Consider the following 7,528-nt stretch of genomic DNA (forward strand, 5'->3'; position numbering starts at 1 on the left):
GGGCGGCTTCCCCGTCGGCATTCCGGGAAAGGCAACAGGCGGCAGGAAGAACCGGCAATGGAAAGCCTGGCTGAGACCGCCCCGCTGATCGAGCGGTCAACACTGCTCAAGGATCTGGTGCGTTGCCTGCGCGACGACACCCGCTCAGGTGCGATCGTCGTCGGCGGGGCAGGGACGGGCAAGACCGCCGTCGTCAAGGCCGCCCTCCGCGAACTCGGGCCCCGCAGCCACGTGATCCGGCTGACGGCCACCCCGGCCCTGGCCGCCGTTCCCTTTGGCGCACTGGCACCGTATCTGTCCGGGCTTCCCGACCGGGAACTCGACTCCTATGCCGCCGTCGTGGAGGCAATGGCCGGCAGCCTCAGAGCTGAGGCGGACCGCCCTCTGTTCGTCGTCGACGACGCGCATTGCCTCGACCACGGGACCGTCCGGCAACTCGCGCAGGCCGCAGCCACCGGCGCAGCGGGCATCCTGGCGACCTGCCTGCCCGGGCCGATGATCCCGGAAGAGTTCCTCTCCCTGTGGGACGACGGAATTATTGCCAAGTTCGATCTTGCCCCGCTCAGCCGGACTGGAACCCACCAGCTGTGCGAACAGGTCCTGCGGGCCGACGTCTCGCCGTGGGTCAGCGCGGTGTTTCATGACGCCGCCGACGGGAACCCGCTCATGCTGATGTCCCTGATCCAGCATGCCCGCACCACAGGCGCACTGGGCTGCCGGCACGGAGTATGGTTCCTCCTGGCGAACCCCGACATGGCCCGGGTTCCGGCCGCCGACGTCGTTGACCGGCAGCTGCGCTCCATGACGCCGGAAGAAAAGACCGCAGCCACAATCGTGGCCCTGGCAGGACCACTCTCCCTGGCCCAGATCCTGCGGATCAGCGGGCCCAAAGCCGTTGATGCGCTCGACACGGCCGGAATAATCGCCGTCTCCGCCGGGCACGACCGGCTCGTCCGGCCCGCCAGCCCGATAGTTGGCGAGATCATCCGCCACCGGGTCCCGGCCGGCCGCAGTTCCGCCCTGCGCTCGAGCGTGCTGTCGCTTCCCTCAGAACGTGCCTCAGTGCCGGGAGCGGATCTGAACCGGCTGCGCTGGTCCCTGGACTGCGGCGTGGAGATCCCTCCTGTCCAGCTGCTCCGCGCCGCTGTCGGCGCGAACACGGCCCTGGATCCCGCGACAGCTGCACGCGCCGCCGGCGCCATAAGGGACCCCCGTTTCCTCTCCGAGGCCCGCATCCAGCTCGCCTATTCCCACTTCATTGCCGGGCGCCCGCAGGCCGCTGTGGTGTGCCTGGAGTCGGCGCGGCCGGTGCGGCCCGGACGGCCGTCCTATCTGGCTGCCCTGCTCGCCGCCCGGCTCGGGGCCGCGACGCTGGCCCGGGATGCCGTGACTTCCACGCACGGTCCCGGACGTGCCCCGGAGGAGCAGCTGGAGGGCGGCGCCGCCGCTGCTGGACTGGCCGCAGAGCTCCTGGGCCGCACGTGGGACGGCAGGTTCACGGCCGTCGGAACCGGGCTGCGCGACTTGGTCGAGACCACCGGAACCCCTCCCGAAATCCGCGTCCCGGCAATTTCTCTCCTCGCCGAACTACTGACCGCGCAGGGCCAGCTGCGGACCGGCCTGCGCCTGGACGGGGAAGCATGGAACGGCGCCCGCAGCGGGAGCCTGGGGCTTCCGCTGGTGTTCGAGGACCTTGTGGTGCGCCACTGCCTGAACCTGATCCGGGCCGGTGACTGGGACGGGCTCGGCCGGGTCCTCGACGACTACGCGGCCCGCGAGCCGGGACGGCTGCTGTACAGCGGCGGCATGCTCCACCTCATGCGGGGATACTCGAGGCTGCGCCAGGGCAGGATGCGCGAATGCCTGACCGAAGTGCGGCTGGGCGTGGAGGAACTTGCCATCGCCGACCCCTTGAACCTGCTGCCGTTTGCACACGCCGTGGCAGCCTACGCGGCTGCCGCCGTCGGACGGCATTACGAGGCCAGCCAGCATTGCCTGGCTTTCCGGCTTTCGGTCTACCGGGAGCCCAAAACCCTTCGCCTGCTGGCGGAGGCGTATTGTCGGGCGGCAGAGCCCGAGGGCGCCCCGGACCAGGGCGGCGCATCGGCCCTGGCACTGCTGGCGGACGAGGCACTGCACGAGGGCCTGCGGGGCGTTGAAACCGACATCAGGCGGCTCGCGATCCGCGGTGGCGACGTCTCCGAGGCCGAGGCCGAGGCCCTGGCCCTGAGCAGCCGGGCAGTGGACGGCCCGGAGGCGCGCCTGCTGGAATCCTACGCGCTGGCGGTATCGGCGTCGGACGCTGCCGACCTCATTGGCATCAGCGACGACGCGCTCGGCGGCGGGCACGGGCTCCTGGCCCTTGAAGCCGCCCAGCAGGCCGAACGGATCCTGGCAGATGACCCGGACCGGTGGAGGCTCACCGCGGTCCAGCGCAGGGTCCATCACCGGCTCGTTGAGGCCGGCATGTCGGCGCAGCTGGAGATCGTCCACAGCGATCACGACGCAGCGCTGACCGGCCGCGAAGCCGAGGTCTTGGATCTTGTCTCCCGCGGCGCCACGAACGCCGAGATCGCCTCGGCGCTCTGCGTATCGCAGCGGACCGTGGAGGGGCACCTGTCACGGATCTTCGCCAAACTCGGTGTCGGCCGGCGCGCGGACCTGCTGGGCTACAGCTCCCTGAACCCCGAACCGTGAACTCGAATCCCGAACCTGACACCTGAACCTCGAACCCCCAACCTGAACCCTGCGCTCCGGAACTACTGACCGGCAGCGGCGGCGGCTGCGTACAGCCCGGGTGGCCCGGGGGACCGGCGGGAGTATCCCCAAGTAGTGCTGTCGCAAGCGCGCCGACAGAAGTCGGGTAAACGCTACTCGTGTGCAGATCCGGTCCCGGGGCTTGACTTAAGTCAGTCCCACGAACAACTCACAAAGGTCTCAAAATGAGGAACTTCAGGGCGGTAATTGACCGCGGGTATGACCTGCAGGGAAGTTTGGTCCCTCAAACCATCTTGCTTGCTGAGGCAGCCACTGCCACCATTAGAGGTGGTCGTGTCCTAACCTCCCTTCACCGAACTCCTTCATTGGAATCGTACGGTGCCGCAACCGGCAACCGTGCGCCAAGGTCGGAGCCGGCGGCGTCAGAGCCTTCTGAGACCGAGGCTCTCCCCCCAGCCGCCGCCGGCTCCCTTAACCGGTCTGTTCGCGGGCCCGCGCCGACGAAAAGCGCGGACCCGAAATGAGCGCCGTCGATGAGCGCCGCAGGGGGTACCGGTCGCCGGGGAGCCGTTTGACCGGCCGGCCAGCGCCAGTGCTGGCCACGAGCGCCGGTTCGCTTGGCCAGCCTTGGACCGCCGCCCCGGCCGTGGGCCACGACGACCCAGCCGCCGCTGGTGTCGACTCAGGGAAGTCCTGGGCCAAACGCTATCGTCGCTGGCTCCGGCTCACGGACACCGCCATTGTGGCGATCGCCGTCGCGGCCGCCTACGCTTTCCGCCTCGACTTAGGCGAGCCCATTCTGTCCCGCGGCGTGGACAGCGGCTCGTACTTGGTCGCGAGCCTTGCCATCCTCCTGGTCTGGGTCCTGGCGCTTGAAGTGCACCGCACCCGCGAAGAGACAGTCTTGGGAATCGGCTCCGAGGAATACAAACGGGTCCTTGACGCGACCCTGAGCGTGTTCGGCGGCATCGCGATCATGGTCATCCTCCTGGGAATCGATGTGGTCCGCAGCCACTTCGCCCTCGCACTTCCGGCCGGTGCCCTGCTGCTGTTAGTCAACCGCTGGCAATGGCGGGCCTGGCTGAACCGGCAGAGGCTCTTTGGCCACTACCTTTCCAAAGTGATCGTCGTGGGGGAACCCGCGGACGTCGAATACGTGATCCGGCAGTTCGGAAAAGTTTCCGGGGCCGCCTACGAAGTCGTGGGGGCCGCCTTGCCGGCCGGCTACACCGAGAACCACCTGAAAATTTCCGCCGAACGGGTTCCTGTACTGTGCGACGTCGACTCGGTTGCAGGAAAGGTCATAGAAACAGGGGCCAACGCCGTGGTGGTGGCCGGACCGCTCCAGGGCGGCACCCGGTCCATCCGGCAGCTGGGGTGGGCCCTGGAAGGCACCCGGGCAGGCCTCGTCCTGGCCTCGAGCCTGACCGACGTCGCAGGTCCCAGGATCCACTGGCGGCCCGTCGAAGGCCTGCCCCTCATGCACGTGGAACTGCCGCGGTTCACCGGCGGCAAGCACACGCTCAAACGGCTCGTGGACATCGTGGCATCAGCGGCGGCCCTGCTGATCCTCTCACCCGTGCTTTGCGCCCTGGCCTGGATCATCGTCCGCGACAGCAAAGGGCCGGTGTTCTTCCGCCAGGAACGGGTGGGACGCAATGGCGAGCGGTTCAAGATGATCAAATTCCGCTCCATGGTCACCACCGCGGAACAGGACCTGGCAGCGCTGCAGGACCGCAACGAGGCGGCGGGGCTGCTTTTCAAGCTCAAGAACGATCCCCGGATCACTACCTGCGGTCACTGGCTCAGGAAGTATTCGCTCGACGAGCTGCCGCAGTTCTGGAACGTCCTCAAGGGCGACATGAGCCTGGTGGGGCCACGGCCGCCGCTGCCCGGTGAAGTCGCGGGCTACGAGGGGGATGTGAGCCGGCGGCTCCTGATCAAGCCAGGCATTACGGGTCTGTGGCAAATCAACGGACGGTCCACTCTGGGCTGGGACGAGAGCATCCGCTGGGACCTCTACTACGTGGAGAACTGGTCACTGACCGGCGACATCATGATCCTCTGGCGAACGCTCAGAGTCATTCTTCATCCGGTGGGGGCCTACTAAACGCACTATTCGCATTATTCGCACTACACACCGGTACTGGGCCGGCGTCAAACGGGAAGGCAGCAGAACACAATGGGTCTCAAAATTGGATATGCCCCGGGGGCTTTTGACCTGTTCCACATCGGGCACCTGAACATCCTCAAGCACGCCAAGAGCCAATGCGACTACCTGATTGCCGGGGTCGTGGCCGACGAAATCCTGGGGCAGGTCAAGGGCAGGCTGCCTCTGGTCCCCCTCGCCGAGAGGATGGAAATCGTCGCCAGCATCGGCTACGTGGACAAGGTCTTCGCCGAAGTTGTCCCGGACAAGCTCCAGGTCTGGGAGGAACTGCGTTTCAACGTCTTCTTCAAGGGCGACGACTGGAGGGGCACAGCGAAAGGCGACCGGCTGCAGGCGGCCTTTGGCGCCGTCGGCGTCGAGGTCATCTACTTCCCGTACACCGTGCACACCTCCAGTTCGGCCCTGCGCACGGCCCTGGAACTGATCAACCAGTCCGCCTCGCCGTCGCAGCTCAGGCAAGGAGCGAGGCGGTGAGCGGCCTGCACGTCGCCATGGTGGGGACGCGTGGTGTCCCGGCCCGCTACGGCGGCTTCGAAACCGCCATCGAGGAAATCGGCCAGCGCCTGGTGCAGCGCGGCCACCGCATCACCGTCTACTGCCGCGACACGGGGGACGGCACGGACAAGCCCTCCGAGCACCTGGGCATGGAACTGGTGCACCTCCCGGCGATGCGCAAACGGTCCCTGGAGACATTGAGCCACACCGGACTGTCGGTCGCCCATCTGCTCCGGCACCGGCCGGATGCGGCAATCCTCTTCAACGCCGCCAACGCACCCTACCTGCCGGTTTTCCGGACGGTGGGCATCCCGGTGGCCACCCACGTCGACGGGCTGGAATGGAAACGCGCCAAGTGGGGCCAAGGCGGCCGGAAGTACTACCTCGCCGTGGAACGGCTCGCCGTTAAGCTCTCGGATGCGCTGATCGCCGACGCCGTCGGGATCCAGACCTACTACCGGCAGAAATTCGACGCCGACACCGTTTACCTCGCGTACGGCGCACCGCTGCTGGCCGAGGGCAACGCGGACAAGCTCGGGCAACTGGACCTCAAACCGCAGGCATACCACCTGGTGGTGGCCCGCTTCGAGCCGGAGAACCACGTCCACATGATTGTGGACGGGTTCGTCCGCAGCGGGTCGCAGCTGCCGCTCCTCGTCGTGGGTTCAGCGCCGTATTCGAACCGCTACACGAGCGCCGTCCACGCCCTGGCCGACGCCAGGGTCCGCTTCGTCGGCGGGATCTGGGACCAGGAACTGCTGGACCAGCTGTACGCCAACGCACTCGTGTACTGGCATGGCCACTCGGTCGGCGGAACGAACCCCTCGCTTCTGCGGGCCATCGGCTCGGGAACGGCCACCAACGCGTTCGACGTCGGCTTCAATCGTGAGGTCCTGGAAAGCTCCGGCCGATACTTTTCGGATCCAGAGGATGTAGCCGGGCTGGTCGCGGACGCCGAGCGCCCCGGCTCCGATGTGACCGCGCGGGGAGAACAAGCGCGGCTGATCGCGCACCGCTACAACTGGGACCTGGTCACCGACGGCTATGAGGAGCTCTGCCATGACCTCGCCCGCCTGCGGGCGCATTCGGCCCGCGGCGCCTACCGGCGGCCTTCAGCCCCGGCCTCGGCCCAGCAAATCTTAGGAGCGGGCCAGTGACTGCCATCGATTCGCACGTGGAGAGTGCCGCCGCCGGCTATTGGGACACCGTGAGGGCCCTGTCGGTGGGGCAGAAAACCGCCGCGCGCAGCGCACCGGCGTATTCGCGCTACATCAACCGCCGGCTGGGACGGCTCCTGGCTGCGGCCGCGATGCAGGCAGGGCTGGGCCCGAACGCGGTGACAGTCATCAGCGCGGCCTTCACCTTCGCCGGGATCGCCCTGCTGATGATCTTCCCGCCCTCCGGCGCGCTGGGCATCGGTGTGGCGCTGTGCCTCGTGGTCGGCTACGCCTGTGATTCGGCCGACGGCCAGGTGGCCAGGATGCGGGGCGGCGGGTCGCCCGCGGGGGAATGGCTGGACCACATGGTCGACGCCGTGAAGACCTCCACAATGCCGCTCGCGCTCGCCGTCGGACTCTATCGCTTTGGCGCCGTGGACCGGTGGTGGCTCGTGGTTCCCCTGGGTGCGGCAATCGTGTCCGCCGTCCTGTTCTTCGGCATGATCCTCACCGAACAACTCCGGCGCCAAAGCGGACGGGTGTCCGTGGCGGACCCCGGCGGGCGGTCCTGGATCCGTTCGCTGCTGGTGATCCCGATGGACTACGGCGTCCTCTGTCTGTCCTTCATCAGCTACGGCGTGCTGCCCGTCTTCCTTACCGTCTACACGCTGATCTTCGCCGCCACAGCCGGGTTCCTCGTGCTCGCGTCAGTGAAGTGGTTCCGTGAACTCTCCGCCGTCCAGCCGATATCCCGTCCGGCAGAGCAGCCCGTCACGAAGGGAGACCGGCCATGAACAAGCAGGCCAACACCCCCGCGGACAAGCCCCGGATGACCAGCCGCCGCACGCGCCTGGTGGCGACGTCGCTCGGAGTCTCCGCGCTCCTGGCTATTGGCGGCGTCGCGTGGGCGTCAGGGCTTAACTATTCCGCCGGGAACGCTGCGGCGCCGGAGGCCCGGCCGGACAGCACGGCCGGCGCCCCCGCCCAC

6 protein-coding genes are annotated in these 7,528 nt (G+C 67.7%); all 6 read left to right on the top strand.

Annotation, left to right across the window (positions count from 1 at the left end; all coding sequences use genetic code 11):
* The first annotated feature begins 57 nt into the window (after positions 1 to 57).
* Positions 58 to 2,697 carry a LuxR C-terminal-related transcriptional regulator gene (locus tag LQV16_RS16765; RefSeq protein WP_229995030.1) on the top strand — a complete coding sequence of 880 codons (2,640 nt, stop codon included), beginning with the start codon at positions 58 to 60 and terminating at the stop codon, positions 2,695 to 2,697.
* Between the two features lie 541 nt (positions 2,698 to 3,238).
* Positions 3,239 to 4,828: a sugar transferase gene (locus LQV16_RS16770; protein WP_229995031.1), complete on the top strand. Its 1,590-nt coding sequence runs from the start codon at positions 3,239 to 3,241 to the stop codon at positions 4,826 to 4,828.
* Between the two features lie 72 nt (positions 4,829 to 4,900).
* Positions 4,901 to 5,362, top strand: a complete 462-nt coding sequence (locus LQV16_RS16775) for an adenylyltransferase/cytidyltransferase family protein (protein WP_229995032.1) — start codon at positions 4,901 to 4,903, stop codon at positions 5,360 to 5,362.
* 5 nt (positions 5,363 to 5,367) lie between these two features.
* A complete protein-coding gene (locus LQV16_RS16780; protein WP_229995036.1) occupies positions 5,368 to 6,540 on the top strand; it encodes a DUF1972 domain-containing protein in 1,173 nt (390 codons plus the stop codon).
* Positions 6,537 to 7,334, top strand: coding sequence for a CDP-alcohol phosphatidyltransferase family protein (locus LQV16_RS16785; RefSeq protein ID WP_229995033.1), 798 nt, complete (start codon positions 6,537 to 6,539; stop codon positions 7,332 to 7,334). The genes LQV16_RS16780 and LQV16_RS16785 overlap by 4 nt, the downstream gene beginning before the upstream one ends.
* Positions 7,331 to 7,528, top strand: a 198-nt coding sequence (locus tag LQV16_RS16790; RefSeq protein ID WP_229995034.1) for a hypothetical protein, incomplete at its 3' end; no start/stop codon positions are given. The genes LQV16_RS16785 and LQV16_RS16790, both read left to right, overlap by 4 nt.

The organism is Arthrobacter sp. Bi26 (assembly GCF_918697925.1).
In the GTDB taxonomy this organism is placed as follows: Bacteria; Actinomycetota; Actinomycetes; order Actinomycetales; family Micrococcaceae; genus Arthrobacter.